The sequence below is a fragment of the Stenotrophomonas sp. K-6 genome, assembly GCF_056861555.1.
The window spans coordinates 830767-855816 of record NZ_JBSPUC010000002.1 but is presented as its reverse complement, the minus strand read 5'-3'; the positions used below and the strand labels follow the sequence as shown (position 1 = coordinate 855816).

Here is a 25050-nt window from a genome sequence, read left to right as displayed (position 1 = left end):
GATTGTGATGGGAAAGCGGCGGCCGCATAGTCGCCGCTTTCCTGTTGTGGGGTATCTGCATGCGTCCGACCGCTCTTGCCACCCTGACGGCCTGCCTGCTGGCCGGCACCGCGCAGGCCGATGTGCGTCTGCTGACCGCCGCGACCATCCACACTGGCAACCCTGAGGCACCGGCGGCCACAGCGTTGGCCTGGGATACCGACACCGGGCGGGTGCTCGCCGTCGGTGATCGGCAGGCACTCCTGGAGCTGTATCCCTTGGCGGCGCTGACCGACGTTGGCCAGGCCACCGTGATCCCGGGGCTGATCGATGCGCATGCACACCTGATGTTCCTGGGCGGCACCCTGATGCAGGCCGATCTGACCGGCGCGACGGGCACCCAGGACATCGTGGCGCGCCTGCAGCGCTTTGCGGCCGACAATCCCGACGGCTGGCTGCTGGGCAGCGGCTGGGACCAGAACCGGTGGCCGGACAAACAGTTCCCGACGGTGGCCGATCTCGACGCGGCGTTCCCGGACCGGCCAGTCTGGCTGGGTCGCATTGATGGTCATGCCGGCTGGGGCAACAGCGCAGCGCTGCGCGCGGTCGCACGGCAGCCCGGCCAACGCGCGTTGAGGGGCAACTGGCAGCCGGCTGGTGGTCGCATCGTGCGCGATGCGAAGGGGCAGCCGAGCGGGGTGTTCGTCGACGAGGCGATGTCGCTTGTGCAGGCCGCGATCCCGGCGCCCAGCGACGCCGCGCGCGAGCAGATGCTGGCCCGCGCGCTGGACAGGGCGGTCAGCCAGGGCCTGACCGGTGTGCACGACATGGGCGTATCGCGCGCCGATCTGGCCCTCATGCGCCGCTTCGCCGATGCCGGCACGCTGCCGCTGCGTATCGATGCGTATGCCGATGGCAATGGTGATGCCCTGGCCGATCTGTGCGCGCAGGGCGCGTACCAGCATGCCCGTGGCCGCCTGGAAATGCGCGGGGTCAAGCTCTTCATGGACGGCGCGCTGGGCAGCCGCGGTGCCGCGCTGTTGGCCGATTACAGCGACGACCCGCACAACCGCGGGTTGCTGGTGACCTCGCCGGCCGATTTTGAAACGGCGGTGCGCAAGGCCGATGCCTGTCACATCCAGGTCGCCACCCATGCGATCGGGGACCGTGGCAACCGGATTGCATTGGATACCTATGCCAGGGTGCTGGGCGAGCGCCGTGGCAGCGATCATCGCTGGCGGATCGAGCATGCGCAGGTGGTGGCGCTGGAGGACATTCCGCGCTTTGCCCAGCTCGGCGTGATCGCCTCGATGCAACCCACCCATGCCACCTCGGACATGGGCTGGGCGCAGGATCGAATCGGTCCCGAGCGCATCCTCGGGGCCTATGCGTGGCGACGGATGCTGGGCTCCGGTGCCCGGCTCGCGCTGGGCTCGGACTTCCCGGTAGAGCAGGTGGATCCCCGCCTGGGCCTGTATGCCGCCGTCACCCGCCAGGACCGTGCCGGCCAACCACCGGGTGGCTGGCAGCCCGATCAGCGCCTGACGGCGGGTGAAGCACTGCGGGGGTTCACCGCTGATGCGGCGTGGGCGGGCCATGACGAAGCCCAGGTCGGGCGGTTGCAGCCGGGCCTGCGCGCGGATTTCGTGGTGCTGGATCGGGATCCACTCAGCGTCGCCCCCGCCGAACTGGCGGACCTGCAGGTGCGCTCGACCTGGGTCGATGGCGCACCGGTATACGACGCGGCGCGGTGACGCGCCGGGCCGGGATCACCAGTCCAGCGTGCCGCGGATGACGGTCTGCACCTGGCCGCCAGACCAGACATCGCCATGGTCATCGATGCGCAGGGTCAGGCGCGCATCGTGGCCCACTTCGCGGCCCTGGCTGACCACATAGCTGCCCGCGTTGCCGGGCAGCGCGTCGCGGCTGTCCAACCAGGCGGCCAGCACGGCGTTGGCCGCCCCGGAAGCGGCATCTTCAAAGCGACGGCCATTGCCGACGAAGGCGCGCACGGCCAGGTCCCATGCCTGGCCCTGGCTGCGTGCATAGGCGAACACGCCCATGCTGTCGGTGGCTTCGGCCAGTGTTGCCACGGCCTGCCAGTCCGGGGTGAGTGCGCGCAGCGCGGCTTCATCGGCCAGTTCGACCACCCACCAGCTGCGGCCACCGGCCATGCGCGCCGGCGGCAGGCTGCCCAGTGGCCACCCGGCCAAGGCTTCCTGCAGGCGCGGGTCGGCGGCAGTGGTCACTTCAGCCACCGCGGCGCGCGGGGTACGGATCGCGATGGTGCGGGCGTCACCGCTGCCGTCCACGCGCAGCGGCAGGGCCCCGGCGATGCCGTCCTGGACCAGCACGCCCTCCACCGGCGCGGCCACGCCCAGCTCCAGCACGGCATGCGCGGTGCCCACGCTGGGGTGGCCGGCGAACGGAACTTCCTTCTGCGGGCTGAACATCCGGATGCCGTAGCTCGCGCCCGGGGCTGCAGGCGGGAAGACGAAGGTGGTCTCGGGCAGCCGGGTCCAGCGGGCGATGGCCTGCATCGCCGTCTCGTCCAGGCCCTGTGCATCGAGCACGACGGCCAGCGGGTTGCCGGCGCCGGGGTAGGGAGAGAACACATCCAGCTGCAGGAAACGACGGGAGGTCATGGCGGGGCGCTCAGCTAAAAACGGGCGGGCAGCTTACCAACCGGGGCCGCATTGCGGGCCCGGCCCCTGCAACGGGCAGGCTTGGCATAGAATCGGGGGTTCGGCCCGGCGTGCCGGGCGATTCCCCTCACTACCCAAACCTCCACCTCCATGTCAGCTTCCCCCCTTGTCGATCGCTGGATCGTACTGAAGTTCGGCGGCACCTCCGTGTCGCGTCGTCACCGCTGGGACACCATCGGCAAGCTGGCGAAAAAACGGGCGGAAGAAACGGGCTCGCGCGTGCTGGTGGTGGTATCGGCCCTGTCCGGGGTGACCAATGAACTCACCGCGATCGCCGATGGCGCCGCCGACAGTCGCGACCGTGTCGCCGCCCTGGTCGCGCGGCACCGCGCGTTCCTGACCGAGCTGGAGCTGGACGCCACCGCGCTGGACGTGCGTCTGGACGCGCTGGCCGAGCTGCTGGACGATCCGCGTGCCGCCGGTCGGCCGCTGGAGTGGCAGGCCGAGGTGCTGGGCCAGGGCGAACTGCTGTCCTCGACCGTCGGTGCGGCCTACCTGCGCGCCAGCGGCCTGGATTTCGGCTGGATGGATGCGCGCGAGTGGCTCGACGCACTGCCGCCGCAGCCGAGCCAGAGCGAGTGGTCGCAGCGCCTGTCGGTGAACTGCCAGTGGCGTGCCGAGGCCGACTGGGCGGCACGTTTCCGCGCCCAGCCGACCCGCATGCTGATCACCCAGGGCTTCATCTCCCGCCATGCCGATGGTGGCACCGCCATCCTCGGCCGCGGCGGTTCGGATACCTCGGCGGCCTACTTCGGCGCGCTGCTGGGTGCCAGCCGCGTGGAGATCTGGACCGATGTGCCGGGCATGTTCAGCGCCAACCCCAAGGATGTGCCTGACGCGCGCCTGCTGACCCGCCTGGACTATTACGAGGCGCAGGAAATCGCGACAACCGGCGCCAAGGTGCTGCACCCGCGTTCGATCAAGCCGTGCCGCGATGCCGGCGTGCCGATGGCGATCCTGGATACCGAGCGCCCCGAGCTGCCGGGCACCAGCATCGATGGCAATGCCGCGGCGGTGCCGGGCGTGAAGGCGATCAGCCGCCGCAACGGCATCGTGCTGGTCTCGATGGAAGGCATCGGCATGTGGCAGCAGGTCGGCTTCCTGGCCGACGTGTTCGGGCTGTTCAAGAAGCATGGCCTGTCCGTGGATCTGATCGGTTCGGCCGAAACCAACGTGACGGTCTCGCTGGACCCGTCCGAAAACCTGGTCAGCACCGATGTGCTGGCTGCGCTGTCGGCCGATCTGTCGCAGATCTGCAAGGTCAAGATCATCGTGCCGTGCGCGGCGATCACCCTGGTCGGCCGCGGCATGCGCTCGCTGCTGCACAAGCTCTCGGACGTGTGGGCCACCTTCGGCCGCGAACGCGTACACATGATTTCGCAGTCGTCCAACGATTTGAACCTGACCTTCGTCATCGACGAGGCCGATGCGGATGGGCTGCTGCCGATCCTGCACGCCGAGCTGATCGACAGCGGCGCGATGCCGGTGGAAGAGGGCGAAGTGTTCGGCCCGCGCTGGCGCGAAATCGCCGGCACCATCCGCCCGCGCGAAACCGCTTGGTGGCGCGGCCAGCGCGAGCATCTGCTGGCGCTCGCCCAGGCCGGTACGCCACGTTACGTGTACAACCTGCCGACGGTGCGGGCGCGTGCACGCGCGCTGACCGCGATCAAGGCGATCGACCAGCGCTACTACGCGATCAAGGCCAACTCGCACCCGGCCATCCTGGAAGTGCTGGAGCAGGAAGGCTTCGGCCTGGAGTGCGTGTCGCACGGCGAGCTCAAGCACGTGTTCAACACGCTGCCGACGCTGTCGCCCAAGCGGGTACTGTTCACCCCGAGCTTCGCGCCGCATGCCGAGTACGATGCCGCGTTCGCGCTGGGCGTCACGGTCACGCTGGACAACGTGGAAGCCCTGCAGCGCTGGCCGGAGCTGTTCAGCAACCGCGAGCTGTGGCTGCGCGTGGATCTGGGCCGTGGCGAAGGCCACCATGCCAAGGTCCGCACCGGTGGCAAGGACTCCAAGTTCGGCCTGCCGATCGCCCGCGTGGATGAGTTCGTGCGCATCGCCGGCGAGCTGGGCACCCGCGTGGTCGGCCTGCATGCACACCTGGGCAGCGGCGTGGAAACCGCGCAGCACTGGCGCCTGATGTGCGATGAACTGGCCGGGTTTGCCCGCCGCATCGGCAGCATCGAGACCATCGACATCGGTGGTGGCCTGCCCATTCCCTATAGCGCCGACGATGAGCCGTTCGATCTGGAGGCGTGGGCCGTCGGCCTGGCCGAAGTGAAGGCCGTGCACCCGGCATTCCGCCTGGCGATCGAGCCGGGTCGTTACCTGGTGGCCGAGTCCGGCGTATTGCTGGCGCGTGCCACCCAGGTGGTGGAGAAGGACGGCATCCGCCGGGTCGGTCTGGATGCGGGCATGAACACGCTGATGCGCCCGGCCCTGTACGACGCCTGGCATGACATCGAGAACCTCAGCCGCCTGAGTGGCTATTCCGAAGCGATGTTCGATGTGGTCGGGCCGATCTGCGAATCCAGCGATGTGTTCGGCAAGCGCCGCCGCCTGCCGGCCTCGACCGCGCCGGACGATGTGATGCTGATCGCCGACGCGGGCGCGTATGGCTACGTCATGGCCAACACCTACAACCAGCGCGAGCTGCCGCGCGAGGACGTCATCGATGATGGTCCTTGACCGCTGCCTGCCGCCTTTCAAACCGGATACACCATGACTGCTTTTGATAAACACCAGGTTGCCGTTTTCCGCTTCGTCCGCTGCGACTTCGCCGCGGACACCGGCGTGGCGCAGCTGGTCTACGCCTTCGATGACGGCCCGGAGCTGATCGAGACGGTGACCATCCCGGGCGCGCCGTTCGTGCTCGAGGGTGACCGCGCCGAGGCAGTGCAGCGCGCCCTGCGCCTGCTGCACCTGATCGCCGGCGTGAGCTACTACAAGGCCGGCGTGCCCGAGCAGGTGCGCATCGACAGCTATTCGATCGATGCGGCCACCGCCGCGCTGGTGGAGACGGTCTACCTCAACGGCCTGGGCGAATTCGCCTACCGCAATGGCCTGAACCTGCGTGGCCGCTTCCGTCTCCCGGTGGAAGGCGAGGCCTTCGCCGCACCGGCGCTGGGCCTGCGCGAACATGCGCTGGTCGCCATCGGCGGCGGCAAGGATTCACTGGTCAGCATTGAAGCGCTGCGCAGCTTGGGCATCGAAGAGACGGTCACCTGGATCGGCGGTTCGCAGCTGATCCGTGCCTGTGCCGAGCGCACCGGTCTGCCCATCCTCAACATCGGCCGCACGCTGGCCCCGGAGCTGTTCGAGCTCAACCGCCAGGGCGCCTGGAACGGCCATATCCCGGTCACCGCGGTGAACTCGGCGATCATGGTGCTGGCCGCGCTGCTGCAGGGTGTGGACCAGGTCGTGTTCTCCAATGAGCGCTCGGCCAGCTATGGCAGCCAGATTCCGGGCACCGGCGAGGTCAACCACCAGTGGTCGAAGGGCTGGGCCTTCGAACAGGCCTTCGGTGAGCATCTGGAGCAGCATGTTGCGGCGGACCTGCACTACTACTCGCTGTTGCGTCCGCTGTCGGAGCTGGCCGTGGCCCGTCAGTTTGCCAAGAGCGATTTCTACGACGCGCATTTCTCCAGCTGCAACCGCAACTTCCACATCCTGGGCGAGCGCCCGGTGAACCGCTGGTGCGGCGTCTGCCCGAAGTGCCACTTCGTGTTCCTGGCGCTGGCCCCGTTCATGCCCAAGATGCGCCTGGTGGGCATCTTCGGCCGCAACCTGCTCGACGACATCGAGCAGGCGCCGGGCTTTGATGCGCTGCTGGAATTCCAGGACCACAAACCGTTCGAGTGCGTGGGCGAAGGCCGCGAATCGCGCGCGGCGATGGCGACCCTGGCCGAGCGCCCGGAGTGGAATGAAGATGCGCTGGTGAAGCGTTTCGTCCACGAGATCCGCCCGCAGCTGGATGCCACCGAACTGCAGATCGAGCCGCTGCTGGCGCTGGAAGGCGAACACCGCATTCCGCCGGCGATCTGGGAGCGTCTGCGTGCGAATTTCGCAGCTTGAAGGCAAGCGCGTTGCGTTGTGGGGCTGGGGACGTGAGGGGCGCGCGGCGTTCCGCGTCCTGCAGCAGCGGCTGCCGTCGCTGCCGCTGACCCTGTTCTGCCCGGAGGTCGAGGCCGCTGGCGCCCGTGAGGAAACCCAGGGTGCGTTGACGGTCCGTTCGGAGGTCACCGGCGACGCGCTGGCCGCGTTCGAGGTGGTGATCAAATCGCCGGGCATCAGCCCGTATGGCGACGCTGCGTTGCACGCCTCCACACAGGGCACGCAGTTCATTGGCGGCACCTCACTGTGGTTCGCCGAGCACGCCGCTGCCGACGGCATCGTGCACGACACCGTGTGCGTGACCGGCACCAAGGGCAAGAGCACCACCACCGCGCTGCTGGCGCATCTGCTGCGCGCCTCGGGTGCGCGCACCGGACTGATCGGCAACATCGGTCTGCCGCTGCTGGAAGTGCTGGATTCCCAACCGGCGCCGCAGTACTGGGCAGTGGAGCTGTCCAGCTACCAGACCGGCGAGGTCGCGCGCAGTGGCGCGCACCCGCAGGTCGCCATCGTGCTGAACCTGTTCCCCGAGCACCTGGACTGGCATGGCAGCGAAGCGCGCTACATCGAAGACAAGCTGCGCCTGGTCACCGAGGCCGCACCGCGGATCGCGGTGCTCAACGCGGCCGACCCGCACCTGGCCGGGTTGGCGCTGCCGGAGAGCAAGGTTGTCTGGTTCAACCAGCCGCAAGGCTGGCATATGCGCGGCGATGTCGTGCATCGCGGCCAACAGGCCGTGTTCGATACCTCACACACGCCGCTGCCCGGCCGACACAACCGCGGCAACCTGTGCGCGGTGCTGGCGGCGATCGAGGCATTGGGCCTGGATGCGGTGGCGCTGGCCCCGGCGGTGCAGGATTTCCGACCGCTGCCCAACCGCCTGCAGACCATCGGTACGCGCGACGGGGTCACCTTCGTCAACGATTCGATCAGCACCACGCCGCACGCGAGTCTGGCAGCACTGGAGTGTTTCGCCGGTTGCCGCATCGCGCTGCTGGTGGGCGGGCATGATCGTGGCCTGGACTGGCACGACTTCGTCGCGCACATGGCGCACGACGTGCCGCCGGTGGAGATCGTCACCATGGGCGCCAACGGTCCGCGCATCCATGCGGTGCTGCAGCCGTTGGCCGAAGCCGGCCGCTTCGGTCTGCATGCCGCTGCCGATATGCCCGAGGCCATGCGGCTGGCGCAGGCCGCGCTCGGCGGGCAGGGCGGGGTGGTGCTGCTCTCGCCCGGGGCGCCGAGCTATGGCGTGTACCGCGACTACGTCGCCCGTGGCCGGCACTTCGCCGAACTGGCGGGGTTTGATCCGGATGCAATCACGGCGATCCCGGGCATCGGGATTGCCTGATCTGTCGATGTAGCGCCACGCCATGCGTGGCTGCTGTTGGCATGGATTCTGCAGCCACGCATGGCGTGGCTCTACCGTTGGGGCGACGGGGATACTGCATCCACCCTGGTTACGCCGGTGAGGCAGGCATCAGGCTTCTTCCTCATCGATGAACGCGTAATCCCCGTCGATGAGCTGCTGCAGGTACGCATCGAAACTCGGCGCGATCACCCGGTAGCTGTCCGGGTCGTGGAGGTAGCGCACCACCTGGCCGACCGTGCCACCGGGTGCGGGATCGAAATCCAGATACAGCATCGAGGTGCCGCCATTGTTCATGCAGTGCGAGAAGCACAGGCGCTTGCCCATCGGCAGATCCGCATCGATGCCATCGCCGAGGATCTCGGGGTCTTCCTCCAGCCATTCCTCGTAGATCGAGCGGATGCTGTCATCCCACTGCGCGCTGTCCTCGAACACCTGCTCCACCGAACGCAGGTAGTAGGGGTAATGCCCCTCCTCGACATCCGAACCCAGCATCAGCACCACGACATCGCCACTGGGATACGTGCGGAAATGCGTGCCATCCACCCGCGCCAGCAGCGCAACCAGACTCTCGGGCACCTGCGGCCAGCGCTCGCGCAAACGTGCCAGATCGCCCGCGCTGGCTCCTTCGACCCACGCCCACATCCGCGCATCGTCTTCGGGCAGGCGCGGCACCAGGCCGGACAGGAAGCGGTCGACAAGGCTCATGAGCTGTTCCATACACAAGGGGGCGGCCAGCCTGCCATAACAGGGACGGAGGTAGTTAATCCAGATGGGGTCTTCCGCGGCCGCCTGCCAGGTCACGGGAGTTCACGTCGACCCGGTGCTTCTACACGGTTCCGTCAACCGACCGTCATACACTCAGGATTCTTTCTGTCGGGAGCAGACGCATGAACAGGCAATGGCGATGGGGTGCGGCGGTGCTGTTGGGCATGACGGCGCTGCCCGCGCTGGCGGCGATGCAGGCCAAGCCGGTGGAGTGGACCCAGGACGGCACCACCTTCAGCGGGGTGCTGGTCTATGACGACAGCGACAACGACAAACGCCCGGGCCTGGTGATGGTGCCCAACTGGAAGGGCGTCAACGATTCGGCCATCGCCAAGGCCAAGCAGCTGGCCGGCGATGACTATGTGGTGCTGGTGGCCGATGTGTACGGCAAGGGTGTGCGCCCGAAGACCGATGCCGAGGCGGGTCCGGTGGCGACCAAGCTGCGCAATGACCGTCCCGTGCTGCGGGCGCGTGCGCTCAAGGCGATCGAGGTGCTCAAGGCGCAGGCTGGCAAGGCGCCGCTGGATGCCAGCCGGATCGGCGCGGTCGGGTTCTGCTTCGGCGGCACCACGGTGCTTGAGATGGCGCGAGCTGGGGCACCGCTGGCCGGTGTGGTCAGCCTGCACGGTGGGCTGGGCTCGCCACTGCCGGCCAAGGCCGGTGGCACCCATCCCTCCGTACTGGTGCTCAATGGCGCCGACGACAAGAGCGTGAGCAAGGACGACATCGCCAGCTTCGAGCAGGAAATGAACGCGGCCAAGGTCGACTGGGAGTTCACCAATTACAGTGGCGCGGTCCACTGCTTTGCCGAGTCGGATGCGAACAGTCCGCCGGGGTGCCAGTACAACGAGCGCGCCGCCAAGCGCGCGTGGAAGGCGCTGGATGAGTTCTTCGAGGAACGGTTCGAGACGCGTTGAGCGTAAGGGGTACCGACCAACGGTCGGTACCTACACATCGCGGCAGCTGCCGACCGTGGGTCGGCGCCTTCCGATCAATGCGAGCGCTGCACCGCGTAACGGGCCAGACCACGCAGGGCAGCTACGGCATCGTTGTCGGCCAAGCCGTCGAGCGCACGCTCGGCGGCATCGGCGTATTCCTCGGCACGGGCACGGCTGTACTCCAGCCCGCCGGTGGCGTGGATGGCCGCCAGCACCTCGGGCATCGCCTCGGCGTCGCCGTTCTGCACGATCGCGCGCAGGCGCTCACGCGTGGTGGCATCGGAATGCGCCATCGCGTGGATCAGTGGCAGGGTGGCCTTGCCCTCGGCAAGGTCGTCGCCCAGGTTCTTGCCCAGCTCCTCGGCGTTGGCCGAGTAGTCCAGCACGTCGTCGGCGATCTGGAAGGCGTAGCCCAGCGCCATGCCGTAGTCGTACAGCGCTTGCTGGGTGGCTTCATCGACGCCACTGGCCAGCGCGCCCAGCCGGGTGCCCGCCGCGAACAGCACCGCGGTCTTGCGCTCGATCACGCGCAGGTAGGCCGCTTCGTCCGTGTCCGGATTGTGGACGTGCAGCAGCTGCAGCACCTCACCCTCGGCGATCCGGTTGGTGGTATCGGCCAGGATCCGCATGACCGGCATGCGGTCCAGTTCGACCATCAGCTGGAAGCTGCGCGAGTACAGGAAATCGCCGACCAGGACGCTCGGGGCATTGCCCCACAGCGCATTGGCGGTGCTGCGGCCGCGGCGCAGGCTGGATTCGTCCACCACGTCGTCGTGCAGCAGGGTCGAGGTATGGATGAACTCGATGATCGCCGCCAGCTGGTGGTGTTCCGGACCGGCCTGGCCGACCGCGCGGCCGGCCAGCATCACCAGCATCGGCCGCAGGCGCTTGCCGCCGGCCGAGATGATGTGGTCGGCGATCTGGTTGATCAGCACGACATCCGAGGACAGTCGGCGACGAATCAGCGCATCGACGGCATCCATGTCGGGCGCGGCGAGCGTCTGGATCTGGGGCAGGCCCAGCGCGGGGCGGGTGTCTTCGGTGATGGTCATGCGGTCTGACTTTCAGGCTTGGGCGGAATTATAGGCGGTGCCGTCGTATTCCGCCCGCGAAGACGCGCCGGTGGCCCGGTCAAGGCGCGGGGCAGGCCGCCCGATTGGGCCGACCCTGGCCGCCGGCCCTTCGCCACATGAGGGGCGAAGGTCCGCCTGACCGGAGGCCCGGAGCGCCCCGTGCAGCGCGATCCGGCGTGAATACGTATGCATGCGACCCCACCGCTGGAGACGCCCCGCTAAGCTTGTCGGGTTCGTTTCTGGCCCCCTCGCGGGTGCCGTGGAAGCCCGAAGGGGGGCCCCAATGTCGCAGTCTCCATGGTGGCGCGGTGCCGTCATCTATCAGATCTACCCGCGCAGTTTCCTGGACGCCAACGGCGATGGCGTGGGCGACCTGCCCGGCATCATCGAGCGCCTGGACTATGTTGCCGCGCTTGGCGTCGACGCGATCTGGGTGTCGCCGTTCTTCAAGTCGCCGATGGCCGACTTCGGCTATGACATCGCCGACCATCGCGACGTCGATCCGATGTTCGGCACGCTGGACGATTTCGACCAGTTGCTGGCCAAGGCGCATGCGCTGGGTCTGAAGGTCATGATCGACCAGGTGTTCAGCCATACCTCGATCGACCATGCCTGGTTCCAGGAGAGCCGGCAGGACCGCACCAATCCCAAGGCGGACTGGTACGTGTGGGCCGATCCGCGCGAGGACGGCACGCCGCCCAACAACTGGATGTCGATCTTCGGGGGCGTGGCCTGGCAATGGGAGCCGCGGCGTGAGCAGTATTTCCTGCACAACTTCCTGGCCGACCAGCCCGACCTGAACTTCCACAACCCGGCAGTGCAGCAGGCCACGTTGGACTACGTGCGGTTCTGGCTCGACCGTGGTGTGGATGGTTTCCGCCTGGATTCCATCAACTTCTGTTTCCACGATGCACAGCTGCGTGACAATCCAGCCAAGCCGCTGGAAAAGCGCCTCGGCCGTGGCTTCAGCGCGGACAATCCGTACGCCTACCAGTACCACTACTACAACAACACGCAGCCGGAGAACATCGGCTTCATCGAGCAGTTGCGCGTTCTGCTGGACGCGTACCCGGGATCGGTCAGCCTGGGGGAAATTTCTGCGGAAGACTCGCTGGCAACCACGGCCGAATACACCGCGCCGGGCCGCCTGCACATGGGCTACAGCTTCGAGCTGCTGGTGAAGGATTTCAGTGCCGGTTACATCCGCGACACCGTGTCGCGGCTGGAAGCGACGATGACCGAAGGCTGGCCGTGCTGGGCGATCTCCAACCACGATGTGGAGCGCGCGGTAACGCGCTGGGGCGGTCATCCGGCACAGCCGCGCCTGGCGCGCATGCTGGTGGCGATGCTGTGTTCGCTGCGTGGCTCAATCTGCCTGTATCAGGGCGAGGAGTTGGGGCTGGGCGAGGCGGACGTGCCATTCGAGGCGCTACAGGATCCCTACGGCATTACGTTCTGGCCGAACTTCAAGGGCCGCGACGGTTGCCGTACGCCGATGCCGTGGCTGGATGCGCCGAAGGCGGGCTTCACGACGGGTGAGCCGTGGTTGCCGATTCCGGCGGAGCATCAGGCCGCGTCGGTGGCGACGCAGGAACATGATCCGCACTCGGTGTTGAACGCGTTCCGTCAGTTCCTGGCATGGCGGCGGACGATGCCGACGCTGTTGGTGGGTGACATTCGTTTCCTCGCGTGCGCCGAGCCGGTGTTGATGTTCGAGCGGGTGCACGGGGAGGAGACGTTGCTGTTGGCGTTCAATCTTTCGGCTGAGATTGCCCGGGTTGCGCTGCCGGTGGGGCAGTGGCAGGTGGTGCAGGTGCCTGGTCCGGATGCGGGCGAGGTGGTCGGTGGTGAGCTGGTGTTGCCGGCGCAGTCGATGTATTGCGCGCGACGCGGCTGATCGGATTTTCCGGTGGTATTGAGAGGGCGGGGCCAGGTGCCTCGCCCTTTTTTTGTCTTGCGTTCGTGCGTTGGGGTACAGCTACAGCTACAGCTACAGCTACAGCGCTCAGGGCTGCGATCGTGCTGGTTTGGGCGGGCAGGGGTGGGTCAGCGGGACCCGCTGCAAGTACGTCCATGTAAGCTCGTATGCCGCCATCCATGGCGGCATACGGTCCCGCCAACCCACCCCTGCCCACCCTTTGACAATGTGCCGGTGCGCAAGGAAAAAGCGATGCTGGGCGGGCACGTCATGGCACCCGCGAGGCTGATGTTGACCGGAATCCGAGAGGCTTGAGCTGTCGCGCTGGTCTCAGGCGTGGAAGCAGTTGAAGCACTTGAAGCACTTGAAGCCTGCGTATTGGTCGTCGCGGGTGGCGCGGTCGAGATGCTCGGTGCAATCGGTGCGGTCCGGAGGGTCAAGGCTATCGGGGCGTTCGACGTAGTCGGCACGGCCAAAAGTGTCGAGGCGGCCGAACTGCTCGAGCTGGTCCGAGCCGCAGATAGCTGGTTCGATCCTCCTTTGGTTTGCTTTGCACTCCCATGGGCACCAACCAACTGTCGAAGGGCGGGGGTGTGTGGGTTGGCGGGACCGTTGTGCCGCATGGATGCGGCTCACGAGCCCCCAAGGATGGGTTCACGGCGCGTCCCGCGAACCCACACACCCCCGACCACGCCGCGGACAGCCGGCGCTGACGCTCTCCAGAGTCAGAGAAAAGCCAACAAAAAAACCCGCTGCAAATAGCAGCGGGTTCTTCGGATCTTCGATGTCGCCACCAAGTCGCTGACAAGAGCAACATCAGAACTTGTAGTTCACGCCCAGCATGTAGGTCCGGCCCCACTCCACGTACTCCAGCGGACGATCCTTCGTGCCAGCGTAAGTCCGATACGGCTCGTTGGTCAGATTGCTACCCTGCAGCAACAGCGTCAGCCCATGCAGGCTGCTGCTGTCGGCGAACGTATAACTGACCTGCGCATCCGTCACGTTCTCACCGACCACATAACGCAACGTCCGGTTACCGTTGAAATTGCCGATCTCACCGATGAAATCCGAACGACGGCGCTGGCTCACGCGGGCCTCGAACCCACTGCGCTCGTAGTACGCCGTGAAGTTGTACACGCGCTCGGAAAGGCCCGGCAGGCTGATCGGATCACTGCCCACGCTGGAGGCGCTTTCCGGGTCCAGGATCTTGATGTCACTGTCGTTGAACGTCGCACTGGCCTGTACACCGAAACCACGCAGGCTGTCGGTGATCATCTCCAGCGGGAACGAGACGGTCAGCTCCAGGCCCTTCAGCTTGCCACCCTCGCCATTCTGCGGCGCGGAGAACGTACCCGTCGGCAGCACCGGCACCACCATGCCCGGCGGCGGCACGTAGCTGGCCAGCAGGTCGCTGAAGTCGTAGTCATCGCGCGACTGCGTGTAGACGTAGGATTTCAGGTCCTTGAAGAACACCGCGGCGGCCACGTAGGCCTTCTCGCCGAAGTACTTCTCGTACGACAGATCGATCGCATTGGCGCGCCACGGATCCAGCAGCGGGTTGCCGCCGCTGCCGCCGGGGCGGCCGGTGGAGGTATCCACGCCAAACTCCAGGCCCGCCCGCATCTGGTCAACACGCGGGCGCGCGACCTGCTTGGCCACGGCGAAGCGCAGGGTCTGCTGATGCGGGAACATGAAGGCCAGGTTCAAGCTGGGCAGCCAGTCGGTGTAGGTCTTGCCGTCATCGATCGGCAGGATGTTCTGGCCGTCCGGACGCGAGCGGTCGAAGTAGTTGGACTGCGAGCTCTGGTCGGTACGCACCATCTGTACGCCGATGTTGCCGCGCAGGCCCACCTCGCCCAGGTCGGTGTTGATGTTGGCGCGGATCCAGGCGGTGCTGGTCTTCTCCTGCACCGTCCAAGCCTTGGGAATCAGATAGTCCAGATTGGTGACCGGGTTGAAGACCATATAGCGGTCCACCGCGGCCGGGACGTTCCAGGCCGGGATGTAGCCGATACCGGCGAAGCCCAGATTGACCGGTGCGTACTGCAGGTCACCGGCGATGTTGGCATCGCCCTGGTCGCCCAGCAGGATGTTGCCTTCGGCCTGGGTCTTGTCCTTGCGGCGGTCGGCGTAGTTCACGCCCACGTCCACATCGGAGAACCACGGCAGCGAATCGGGCATCGCGAAGGTGGCCTGCAGGCGAGCACCCTTCAGGCGGTCTTCGACCATCGGCACCTTGCCGTAGCCGGAGCCGTAGATGGTGTTGGTCAGGAACAGTGCGTCCGGGTTGGAATAGTCCAGCCCCGGGCTGATCTGCGAGAACCCATCCGGCTTGACCACCACACCGACCGAGTCCAGCTGCGGCATCGGGGTGAGCTGCAGGTTGTTTTCCAGATTCAGTTCGTTGCGCGTGGCCTTGGAGTAGTTCACATCGGCGACAACCTTGACCCGCTCGAAGTTGAACTCGTTGTTCCAGCCGAACGCGTCGATCTTGTCCTTGCGCTTGTTGTACATGCCGCGCACCAGCGGGTACACGCCGGTCGCCACGCCGCCGGCGAAGGTGCCATCGGCGTTGATCTGCGGGTTGGTGATCAGCAGGCCCGGGGTATAGCCGCCGTTGTAGTTGCTGAGGTTGACCTCGAACTGGTTGGCGGTATCGATCTGCTCGGCTTCGGTGTGGAACGCATCCAGGGTGCTGGTCCACACGTTCGACGGGCGGAACTGCACGGTGGCCATCACGCCGTCGCGCTCGTTGTTGCCGGTGCGGCGCAGCGCCTTGATGCCATCGGAGAACACGGTGCCCGGGGCCAGGCCGGGGCGGTTGCCCTGGTCGGTCTGCTCGGTGGTCCACGGCTCGTACAGGCCCACCTGGTTTTCCTGGATCGGCATGTCGCTGTGCGCGTAGCCGATCGAGATGCCCAGGGTGTTGTCGAGGAACTGGTCGATGTAGCTGGCGCTGAAACGATTGCCGTACGGATCGACGTTGGCGGCCTTGCCCAGCGAGCTCTTCTGGTAGCGGCCACTGATGGCGATCACGCGCTCAGCGAAGCTCAGCGGGCGCACCGTCTGCATGTCGATGGTGCCCGACAGGCCCTGGCCGACCAGCGCCGCGTCCGGGGTCTTGTACACGGTCACGCCGTTGACCAGTTCCGAGGGGTACTGATCGAACTCGACGCTGCGGTTGTCACCGGTGCTGACCACTTCGCGCCCGTTGAGCAGCGTAGTGGCGAAATCCGGCGACAAGCCGCGCACGCTGATCACCTGGGCACGGCCGGCCACACGCTGCGCGGCCAGGCCGGGCAGGCGGCCCAGCGATTCGGCGATGCTCACGTCAGGCAGCTTGCCGATGTCCTCGGCCGAGATCGCTTCGACCACCGACGTGGCGTCCTGCTTGATCGCGATCGCGTTTTCGATGCCGCGGCGGATGCCGGTGACCTGGACGGTGTCCAGGTTGGTCGCGGCGGTACCGGTCGGTGCGGTAGTGGTACTGGGTTCGGCGGTCTGCGCCGACGCCATCAACGGCGTCAGGGCGACGGCCAGCGCGAGACTCAGCGCGCTGCGCTTGCGGTTCAACATTTTCCCCTCCCAGGCAATGTTGCCAATCGATTTTGTGGTTGCCCGGAGGACCCGGGAGCGTCATGGCGCGGTGGCCGTTGACTGCGTGGCTATGGTAGGCAGCGCGCATGCCGCGGGAATCACCCTGCATACGTATTCAATGACGTTGGCTGTATTGGAATCGATTACATGCGCGTTGGCGCAGTCGTGCTGCCGCGCCACGGTCTGCCATGCAACCGTGGATGGTAGTGCCGGCCGCTGGCCGGCATCCTCGGGATGCCATGCAGGTGCAGCCGCCGGCCAGCGGCCGACACTACACGTCATGGGGCTACGTCGAGACCACCTCTGACCAGGTCTACAGCGGCGTGAAACGGATCGCCTGGCCGCCACCGGGTGCAAGCACCAGCGTCAGCGGGTCGGCGCTGGTGACCTCGCGCGTTTCGCGCACGAAGGCGAAGGGATTGCGGCGGAAATCCGCGCCGTCGCCATCGCGGTAAATCTCCGCGCGGTAGCGCACACCCGGCTCGAGGAAGCCGAGTGACACCGGAAGCACGCGGCCGTGTTCATCGGTGATGCTGCCCAGGAACCAGTCGCGGCTGTGACGGTCCTTGCGCACGAGGGTGACGTAGTCGCCCACCTCGCCGTTGAGCACGCGGGTGTCGTCCCAGTCCACCGCCACGTCCTCGATGAAGCGGAACGCTTCGCGGTGCTGCTCGTAGTGCTCGGGCAGGTCGGCTGCCATCTGGATCGGGCTGTAGATCGTCACGTACAGCGCGAGCTGACGGGCCAGCGTGCTGGGGATCGCCTGGCCGCCGCGGCCCTTCAGGCTCAGGATGCCGGGGGTGTAATCCATCGGCCCGGACAGCATCCGGGTGAACACCAGGTTGACCTCGTGCTCGGGCGGGTTCGGTGGCTGGCCCCAGGCGTTGTACTCCATGCCACGCGCGCCTTCGCGGGTGATCCAGTTTGGATAGGTGCGGCGCAGGCCGGTGTCCTTGATCGGCTCGTGCGGATTCACTGCGATATGCCGTTTGGCGGCTTCCTGCACCACCTTGAGGTGATGGCGGGCCATGAACTGCCCGTCATGCCACTCACGCCACAGCGGGCCTCCGGCCGGGTTGCGGCGGTCGACCTGGCCGTCATCGCAGACGTAGCCGCTCTTGAACGAATCCACGCCCAGCCGCGCATAGAGATCCAGTGCCGCGCCGAGCTGATCTTCGTAGTGCTCGATGGCGCAGCCGGTTTCATGGTGGCCGATCAGGTGCACCCCCTTCTTCGCGCCGTAGGCAGACAGGGCCTCGATGTCGAAATCGACCGTGGGCCGGGTGAAATCGAAGGCGTAGCCATTGCCGACCCAGTCACCGTCCCAGCCCGGGTTCCAGCCTTCCACCAGCACGCCGCGGAAGCCATGGCTGGCGGCGAAGTCGATCACGCGCTTGGTCTTGGCGGTGGTTGCGGCGTGCCGTGGGCCGGTCGCCCAGCTTTCCTCGTCCAGATGCATCGACCACCACACGCCCAGGTACTTGGAGGGCTTCACCCAGCTGACGTCGCCCAGCACGTTGGGCTCGTTGAGGTTGAGGATCAGGCTGGATTCCACCAGTCCGCCGGCGGTGTCGCTGATCTGCAGCGTGCGCCACGGGGTGTCGAAGGGCAGGCTCCGTCGCACCTTCCAGCCCTCGGCCGAGGGCGACAGCTGTGTGCGCAGGCGTTGGCCGTCGGTGCGGCGCAGCCACATGCCGGCGTAGTCCACCAGCGCGGCTTCGTGGATGGCGACATGCAGGCCATCGCGGCTGCGCAGCGTCATCGGCGTATGGGCCACTGGCACTTGATCCAGTGGCGTGCGCTGATAGAGATACTCGTAGTGAATCGGCTCACCGGCCGGAATCCACCAGGCGGTGGCGGGCGGTGCGATCGCGAACTCGGTCAGCTCATCGTCGATGATCGCCTCGCGCATGCCCGGCTGCTCAGGGAAGTGGTAGCGGAAACCCAGGCCGTCGTCATAGACCCGGAACACCACATCGATGCGGCGCTTGGCGCCGCCGCGTTCGGCCAACTGCACGACGACTTCGTTGAAGTGATTGCGGGTCAGTCGGCGCTCGCCCCAAGGCTGTTCCCAGGTTTCATCGACGCTGCGCGACTGCTGGCCAACCACGGCAAGATCCCGGTCCAGGCGGCCATCGCGCAGTTGGAAGCCGAGCTTGGAGGTGTCCACCACGGTCTCGCCGAAACGGTCCACCCGGTAGCTGGGGTCCCCGCCGTCCAGTTGCAGCGATACGCGCAGCACCTTGCCGGGTGACTCGACGCTGACCACGGTGACCGGCTCGGCAAAGGCGGTGGCGCTGAACGCGCAGAGGATCCAGCCGAGCAGGGACAGGCGACGACGTGCGCAATGCCCGCCCGTTGGATACGACAGTGACGGCATTTCCCCTCCCAAGGCGGCCGAAAACACCCCTCGGACTATAGCGACGCGGTCACGCTTGCCGACCGCCGTGGCCATGAATACGTATGCAGGTCGATGCAGGCTGCAGCGCGCCGTCTACCATGGGCCAAGGCACCCTGGGAGGGGGCCGCGAGCGCATTGCCGCGAGGCGGTGCGGACCTACAACGCGAGCAAAGGGGAGGGAGGCAACGGGCGCGAGCCGGTTCGCCACTTCGATGCTGAAGATGATCTGCCTGACCGTTGCCCTCGGGGCAGCGATGGGGTCCACCGCCCGTGCGGCCGACCTGGATTTCGATGGCCGCCATGCGCGCGCCGAGACCGCCGCTGAAGGTGGCTACCGCCTGCATGCGCCGCAGGGCGAGGTGCGCGTCAGCGCGCAGCCGATGCACAGCGAGACCGGCAATGTGCTGTTCGATGCGCTGTTCGGGCTGGCCCAGCAGGAAATGGATGCCGACCGCGTGGACGCGATCCGCGACCCGGCCTTCAATCACGGTAAGCCCGTGGCCTGCGAGTGCTTCCAGACCGGCGAGCGCTGGCCCTATGTGTGGACGCGCGATGTGAGCTTCGCCGCCGATCTGGCGCTGTCGCGTCTGGACCCGGTGCGCACACGCCAGTCGCTGCAGTTCAAACTCTCCACGGCACGCGATGGGCATACGCGCGGTCTGTTCGTGGCGCAGGACACCGGCTCCGGTGGCAGCTGGCCGATCAGCAGCGACCGCGTGGTGTGGTTCCTGGCCGCACGTGGGCTGCTGGATGACGCGGCCTTTGCCGACCAGGTCTGGCAGGCACTGCAGGCCACCCTGGCGCAGGACCGCGAGGCGGTGTTCGATGCGCGGATCGGCCTGTATCGCGGCGAGACCTCGTTCTTGGATTGGCGCGAGCAGACCTACCCGGACTGGACCCGCGAGGATGTGCGCTTCATCGGCGAGTCCTTCGCGCTGTCCACCAACGTGCTGCATTACCAAGCGCTGCGGCTGGCCGAGCAGCTGGCCCGCCAGCGCGGCGATGCGCGCGCCACCACGTACGGCCGGTGGGCCGATGCACTGGCCCGCCAGATCGACGCACGCTTCTGGCGCGAGGAGGCTGGTCAGTACATGAGCTACATCGGCGAGGCGGCCCACCCGGTGCCGTACGCCAAGTACGACCTGCTCGCGCTCTCGCTGGGCGTGCTGGCCGATGTGTTCCCGGCCGATCGCGCGCGGCGCGCGCTGGCGAATTACCCGGCCGTGGCCGGTGGCAGCCCGGTCGTCTGGCCGCAGGAAGCGCAGCAGCCGATCTACCACAACCGCGGCATCTGGCCGTTCGTCAGCGCTTACTCGCTGCGGGCAGCGCGCCGGTTGGATGATGCCCCGCGCATTGCCATGGAGATCGAATCGCTGATGCGCGGCACCGCGCTGGCCGGCTCCAACATGGAAAACTACGAGATGCGCACGCTGGCCGTGCATGTCGATGAAGGCGCCCTCAGCGGCCCGGTGGTCAATTCGCCGCGGCAGCTGTGGTCGGTGGCCGGGTACCTCTCGATGGTGCTGGAGGGCGTGTTCGGCGTGGAAGACGACGGACGCATCGCGCCGAAGCTGCCGGTGTCCCTGGTGCCGACGCTGTTCGGTGCGCATGACCGCATCCGCCTGGACGACGGCAAACAGCAATACGTGCTGGTGCGGCCGAAGCAGCTTGCCGGCGAGCTGCTGGTGGCGGGTGACATCCAGCGCGATGGCAGCACCACGACGGTGCAGCTGGTGCCGTTCCGTGATCCCGCGGCAACGCCATCACCGGCCATCCTGCGTCCTTCGACCGTCTTCGCCCCAGCCACCCCCGCCGCACCGGTGCCGCGCGAAACGACGGCGGGCTGGCAGATCACGGTGCCCGCTGGGCACGTGCTGTGGCGCGACGGTCAGCAAGTGTCGGCCGCGCAGGGTGTCGCCACGCTGGCCAAGGACGGTGCCAGTCACTGCCTTAGCCTGACCCACCGCGAGGGCGCGCTGGAATCGCTGCACAGCCCGATGACCTGTGTCGGCCCGCAGCAGGTGCTGGCCGGTGCCACGCATTGGCAGTGGAGCGCACCGACGACCGGGCGCTGGCGTGCACGGCTGCGCTACGACAACCCGAACGGCCCGATCAACACCGGCGTGACCGCGGCGGTGAAGACGCTGGTGATGCAGTGCGAGGGTCAGCCAGATCAGCGCCGCCCCGTCGTGATGCCGCACAGTGTGGGCGAACAGGACTCCACTGCCGTAGTGTTCGAGGCGACGGCTGGGGCCTGCCGCTTTTTGCTGGAGGACGGTTTCAACATGAGCGCGCTGACCCATTTCGCGCAGTACAACGGCGGCAAGGGAGGCAAGGATGGCGTGCTCAACCAGGGCCGCGTGTCCGCGTTGACCCTGATGCCGGTAGCAGCCTCGCCGGAGCCGCGTCGATGAGCCGTTCGCCCAAACCGACACTGTCGTTCTGGCAGATCTGGAACATGTGCTTCGGCTTCCTCGGCATCCAGTTCGGCTTTGCCCTGCAGAACGCCAATGCCAGCCGCATCTTCGAGACCCTCGGCGCGCCGATGGACGCGGTGCCTGGGCTGTGGATCGCCGCGCCGCTGACCGGCCTGCTGGTGCAGCCGGTGATCGGCTACCTGTCCGACCGCACCTGGACGCGCTGGGGGCGCCGCCGACCGTTCTTCATGATCGGTGCGGTGCTGACCACGTTGGCTCTGCTGGTGATGCCGAATTCGCCGACGCTGTGGATCGCCGCGGGCACGCTGTGGGTACTGGATGCCTCGATCAACGTGTCGATGGAGCCGTTCCGCGCGTTCGTCGGCGATCAGCTGGCTCCACGGCAACGGCCGACCGGCTTTGCGATGCAGAGCTTCTTCATCGGCATCGGTGCGATCGTCGCCAGCTTCCTGCCTTTCATCCTGGCCCACTTCGGCGTGGCCAACACGGCGGCAGCGGGGCAGGTGCCCGATACCGTGCGCTACGCGTTCTACTTCGGGGCCGCGGTGCTGCTCGCGGCGATCACCTGGACCGTGGTCAGCACCCGGGAATACTCGCCGGCTGAGCTGGCCAGCTTCGATGATGCCGAGCCGTCCGCGGTGCACCAGAGTGCGCGCGTGGCCGGACCGCCCCCGTGGGCACAGATCGGCGGCTGGGTAGCCGTGGGTATCGTACTGGCCGTGGCCATCGCCTCGCAGCAGGGCGACCGCATGCTGTATGTGCTGGCTGGCCTGTGCATCGCTTATGGCGTGCTGCTCGGTGTGGCGCGCTGTGTACCGGGGGCGAACATGCTGGCCACCATCGTCGACGACCTGCGTGCGATGCCGCGCACCATGCGTCGTCTGGCCTGGGTGCAGTTCTTCTCGTGGTTCGCGCTGTTCGCGATGTGGATCTACACCACCGCCGCGGTCGCGGGGACCCACTTCGGCTCCACCGATACTGCGTCGGCCGCCTACAACGAGGGGGCCAACTGGGTTGGCGTGCTGTTCGGTGCCTACAACGGCTTCGCGGCGCTTGCCGCGTTGCTGATCCCGGTGATGGTGCGCGCACTGGGCCTGCGCTGGAGCCACCTGGTCAATCTGTGGCTGGGTGGACTTGGGCTGATCTCGATGCTGTTCATCCGTGATCCGCACTGGTTGCTGCTGTCGATGGTCGGCGTCGGTTTCGCCTGGGCCTCGATCCTGTCGCTGCCGTATGCGCTGCTGTCCGACAGCGTGCCGGCGGCCAAGATGGGCATCTACATGGGCCTGTTCAATTTCTTCATCGTGATTCCGCAGCTGGTCGCGGCCAGTGCGCTCGGGTTCCTGCTGCGCACCTGGCTGGGTGGTGATCCGATGCATGTGCTTGCGCTCGGTGGCGGCAGCCTGCTGCTGGCCGGCCTGTGCGTGCTGTATGTGCCATCTCAACAGGAGGTTGTCTGATGTCCCGGTATTCGTCGTTGTCGCTGGCCCTGTCATTCGTGCTGTCCGCCAGCCCCGCCCTGGCCGTCGAACGCCCGGACTATGTCGGCACGCGTGAGCCGTTCGCCAGTCAGGCGGTCTACTTTGTGGTCACCGATCGCTTCGTCAACGGTGACCCGTCCAACGACCACCGCGACCAGGGCGGCGCACATCCCACCTTCGACATCCCGGTGCCCTGCCCGGACAAGGTGGACGGCAACATCGGCTACCTCGGCGGTGACTTCAAGGGCGTGCTCGATAACGCTGACTACATCCGCAACCTCGGCTTCGGCGCGGTGTGGATCACCCCGATCATCGACAACCCGGACCAGGCATTCACCGGCAGCAAGCCGATCAGCTGCACCAGTACGCTCACCGACCGCGGCAAGACCGGCTACCACGGATACTGGGGCGTCAACTTCTACACGCTCGATGAGCATCTGCCGAGCAAGGACCTGGACTTCGCCGCGTTCACCCGCGGCCTTCACGCTGCCGATCTGAAGGTGGTGCTGGATATCGTCGGCAACCATGGCTCGCCCGCGTGGACGATGCCGGTGGCGCAGCCGCAGTTCGGCCAGATCTTCGACAAGGACGGCCGGTTGATCGCCGATCACCAGAACCTGCCCCCGCAGCAGCTGGATCCAGCCCATAACCCGCTGCATGCCTTCTACAACAATATCGGCCCCGTCGACGGCAAGCACGGCTCGATCTTCGACGGCAACCTGGCCGAGCTGTCCGACTTCAACGAGCACAACCCGGCGGTGATGGATTACCTGGTCGGCGCCTACCTGCAGTGGACCGCCCAGGGCGTGGATGCGCTGCGCATCGACACCATCGGCTGGCTGCCGCACCCGTGGTGGCATGCCTTCGTCAATCGCATCCGCGCCGAGCATCCCGGCATGTTCATGTTCGGCGAGGCATTCGACTACGACGCGGGCAAGATCGCCGAGCACACCTGGCCGGCCAACGCGAACGTCAGCGTGCTGGATTTCCCGCTGCGTGGCGCATTGTCGTCCGTGTTCGGCAAAGAACAGAAAGGCTTTGAGACCTTGGCCGAACCGCTGCATCTACTCGACGGGCCGTATGCGAATCCGTACGAACTGATGAGCTTCTACGACAACCACGACATGGCCCGGCTGGATGCGAACGATGCAGGGTTCATCGACGCCCACAACTGGTTGTTCACCGCGCGCGGCATTCCGGTGATCTATTACGGCTCGGAAACCGGCTTCATGCGCAGCCGCGCCGAGCATGCCGGCAACCGCGCCTACTTCGGCCAGGAGCGCGTCAACGACGCGCCGAGCAGCCCGATCTTCGCGCCGCTGCAGCGCATCGCCAGACTGCGTGAGGCCACACCGGCCCTGCAGCGCGGCCTGCAGGTCAATGAGCGGCTGCAGGGCGATGAAGCGGTGTTCTTCCGCGTGCTGCAGCACGGCGATACCGCCCAGACCGCGCTGGTGCTGCTCAACAAGGGCGACACCGCCCGCACCCTTGAGGTGCGCCGCTATCTGCAGGCCGGCACCTGGCGCGACGCGCTGGGCGGTGCCAGCCAGACGGTCAAGGGATCACTGAAGGCCGAGGTGCCTGCGCATGGTGTGCGCGTGTTCGTGCTGGATGCGCAGGTCGACCAGGCCGCGCTGCAGGTCCGGTTGAAGGCGGCGGTCGACGATCAGCAGGCCCGCACCAAGCGCCTGGCGAAGTAGCCGGATGATGCCGGGTCTGCCGTTCGCGGTGGGCCGGGCATGACAGCCAGGCCGTGACTCGCCCCTGTTCCTGATCGGCGTCCTAACCCAGCCTGTAGTGCCGGCCGCTGGCCGGCTCCCGACACCCCCGGCGGTACACTAGCAGCCCCCACCCATACCCCCGCATTCCATGAACGATGCCGCCCCCCAGACCCCGATCGAAACGCTGCTCAAGACGGCGATGGACGGCCAGTTGCCGATCGGCCTGTTCATGAAAGCCTTCGTCGCGTCTGAAGTGGTGCTGCTCACCGGCAGCCTGGTAACGCCGGATGGCAGCGGTTTCGATCCGCTGCTGTTCGACAAGCAGGGCGTGTTGCACGTGTCGGTGTTCACCGATATGAGCCGCGTCGGTTTCCACAGCCAGCAGGCCCCGCACACCATCCGCATGCTGATGCTGGAGGTGCTCAAGCGCATCCCCGGCGGCTACGGGGTAGTGATCAACCCGGGTACGTCGCTGGGCTTTGAGATATCGCCGTCCGGCGTCGGCGAAATCCTCAAGGACTTCGCCGACGGCCCGCGCTGACG

At 66.8% G+C, this 25050-nt stretch carries 15 protein-coding genes; 10 read left to right on the top strand and 5 right to left on the bottom strand.

Annotated elements, in window-relative coordinates:
• Positions 1-59 precede the first annotated feature (59 nt).
• Positions 60-1733: an amidohydrolase gene (locus tag AC13F7_RS09255; protein ID WP_482999936.1), complete on the top strand. Its 1674-nt coding sequence runs from the start codon at positions 60-62 to the stop codon at positions 1731-1733.
• 15 nt (positions 1734-1748) lie between these two features.
• Here AC13F7_RS09255 and AC13F7_RS09250 read toward each other — a convergent pair whose 3' ends face one another.
• Positions 1749-2624, bottom strand: a complete 876-nt coding sequence (locus AC13F7_RS09250; RefSeq protein WP_482999935.1) for a PhzF family phenazine biosynthesis protein — start codon at positions 2622-2624, stop codon at positions 1749-1751.
• A 150-nt stretch (positions 2625-2774) separates the two neighbouring features.
• On the opposite strand from AC13F7_RS09250, the gene AC13F7_RS09245 reads away from it, so the two are divergent.
• Genes AC13F7_RS09245 through murD form a run of 3 tightly spaced genes read left to right on the top strand, consistent with a single transcriptional unit; the run spans position 2775 to position 8154 of the window.
• Positions 2775-5378, top strand: a complete 2604-nt coding sequence (locus tag AC13F7_RS09245; protein WP_482999934.1) for a bifunctional aspartate kinase/diaminopimelate decarboxylase — start codon at positions 2775-2777, stop codon at positions 5376-5378.
• A 33-nt stretch (positions 5379-5411) separates the two neighbouring features.
• Positions 5412-6764 (top strand): UDP-N-acetyl-alpha-D-muramoyl-L-alanyl-L-glutamate epimerase, encoded by a 1353-nt coding sequence (gene murL, locus AC13F7_RS09240; RefSeq protein WP_482999933.1) that lies wholly within the window; start codon positions 5412-5414, stop codon positions 6762-6764.
• Positions 6745-8154, top strand: coding sequence for a UDP-N-acetylmuramoyl-L-alanine--D-glutamate ligase (gene murD, locus AC13F7_RS09235; protein WP_482999932.1), 1410 nt, complete (start codon positions 6745-6747; stop codon positions 8152-8154). The genes murL and murD overlap by 20 nt, the downstream gene beginning before the upstream one ends.
• Positions 8155-8283: 129 nt before the next feature.
• Here murD and AC13F7_RS09230 read toward each other — a convergent pair whose 3' ends face one another.
• Positions 8284-8880 carry an SMI1/KNR4 family protein gene (locus AC13F7_RS09230; protein ID WP_482999931.1) on the bottom strand — a complete coding sequence of 199 codons (597 nt, stop codon included), beginning with the start codon at positions 8878-8880 and terminating at the stop codon, positions 8284-8286.
• Between the two features lie 182 nt (positions 8881-9062).
• Between AC13F7_RS09230 and AC13F7_RS09225 the strand changes: the two genes are divergently transcribed.
• Positions 9063-9857: a dienelactone hydrolase family protein gene (locus tag AC13F7_RS09225; protein WP_481470489.1), complete on the top strand. Its 795-nt coding sequence runs from the start codon at positions 9063-9065 to the stop codon at positions 9855-9857.
• A 74-nt stretch (positions 9858-9931) separates the two neighbouring features.
• Here AC13F7_RS09225 and AC13F7_RS09220 read toward each other — a convergent pair whose 3' ends face one another.
• A complete protein-coding gene (locus tag AC13F7_RS09220; RefSeq protein WP_481470490.1) occupies positions 9932-10930 on the bottom strand; it encodes a polyprenyl synthetase family protein in 999 nt (332 codons plus the stop codon).
• Positions 10931-11234: 304 nt separating this feature from the next.
• Here AC13F7_RS09220 and AC13F7_RS09215 point away from each other — a divergent pair, with 304 nt between their 5' ends.
• On the top strand, positions 11235-12848 hold the full coding sequence (locus tag AC13F7_RS09215; RefSeq protein ID WP_482999930.1) for an alpha-glucosidase: 1614 nt from the start codon (positions 11235-11237) through the stop codon (positions 12846-12848).
• A gap of 837 nt (positions 12849-13685) precedes the next feature.
• On the opposite strand, the gene AC13F7_RS09210 is transcribed toward AC13F7_RS09215, so the two are convergent.
• Positions 13686-16445, bottom strand: a complete 2760-nt coding sequence (locus AC13F7_RS09210; protein ID WP_482999929.1) for a TonB-dependent receptor — start codon at positions 16443-16445, stop codon at positions 13686-13688.
• A 334-nt stretch (positions 16446-16779) separates the two neighbouring features.
• Positions 16780-18846, bottom strand: a complete 2067-nt coding sequence (locus tag AC13F7_RS09205) for a glycoside hydrolase family 97 protein (protein ID WP_482999928.1) — start codon at positions 18844-18846, stop codon at positions 16780-16782.
• A gap of 233 nt (positions 18847-19079) precedes the next feature.
• On the opposite strand from AC13F7_RS09205, the gene AC13F7_RS09200 reads away from it, so the two are divergent.
• The 4 genes from AC13F7_RS09200 to AC13F7_RS09185 all read left to right on the top strand — a co-directional run bounded on the left by AC13F7_RS09200 (position 19080) and on the right by AC13F7_RS09185 (position 25048).
• On the top strand, positions 19080-21281 hold the full coding sequence (locus tag AC13F7_RS09200; RefSeq protein WP_482999927.1) for a glucosidase family protein: 2202 nt from the start codon (positions 19080-19082) through the stop codon (positions 21279-21281).
• Complete coding sequence (locus AC13F7_RS09195; protein WP_482999926.1) at positions 21278-22765, top strand: MFS transporter; 1488 nt, start codon at positions 21278-21280, stop codon at positions 22763-22765. Before AC13F7_RS09200 ends, AC13F7_RS09195 begins: the two co-directional genes overlap by 4 nt.
• On the top strand, positions 22765-24486 hold the full coding sequence (locus tag AC13F7_RS09190; RefSeq protein WP_482999925.1) for an alpha-amylase family glycosyl hydrolase: 1722 nt from the start codon (positions 22765-22767) through the stop codon (positions 24484-24486). The genes AC13F7_RS09195 and AC13F7_RS09190 overlap by 1 nt, the downstream gene beginning before the upstream one ends.
• A 169-nt stretch (positions 24487-24655) precedes the next feature.
• Positions 24656-25048, top strand: coding sequence for an SseB family protein (locus tag AC13F7_RS09185; RefSeq protein WP_481470497.1), 393 nt, complete (start codon positions 24656-24658; stop codon positions 25046-25048).
• Positions 25049-25050: the final 2 nt, after the last annotated feature.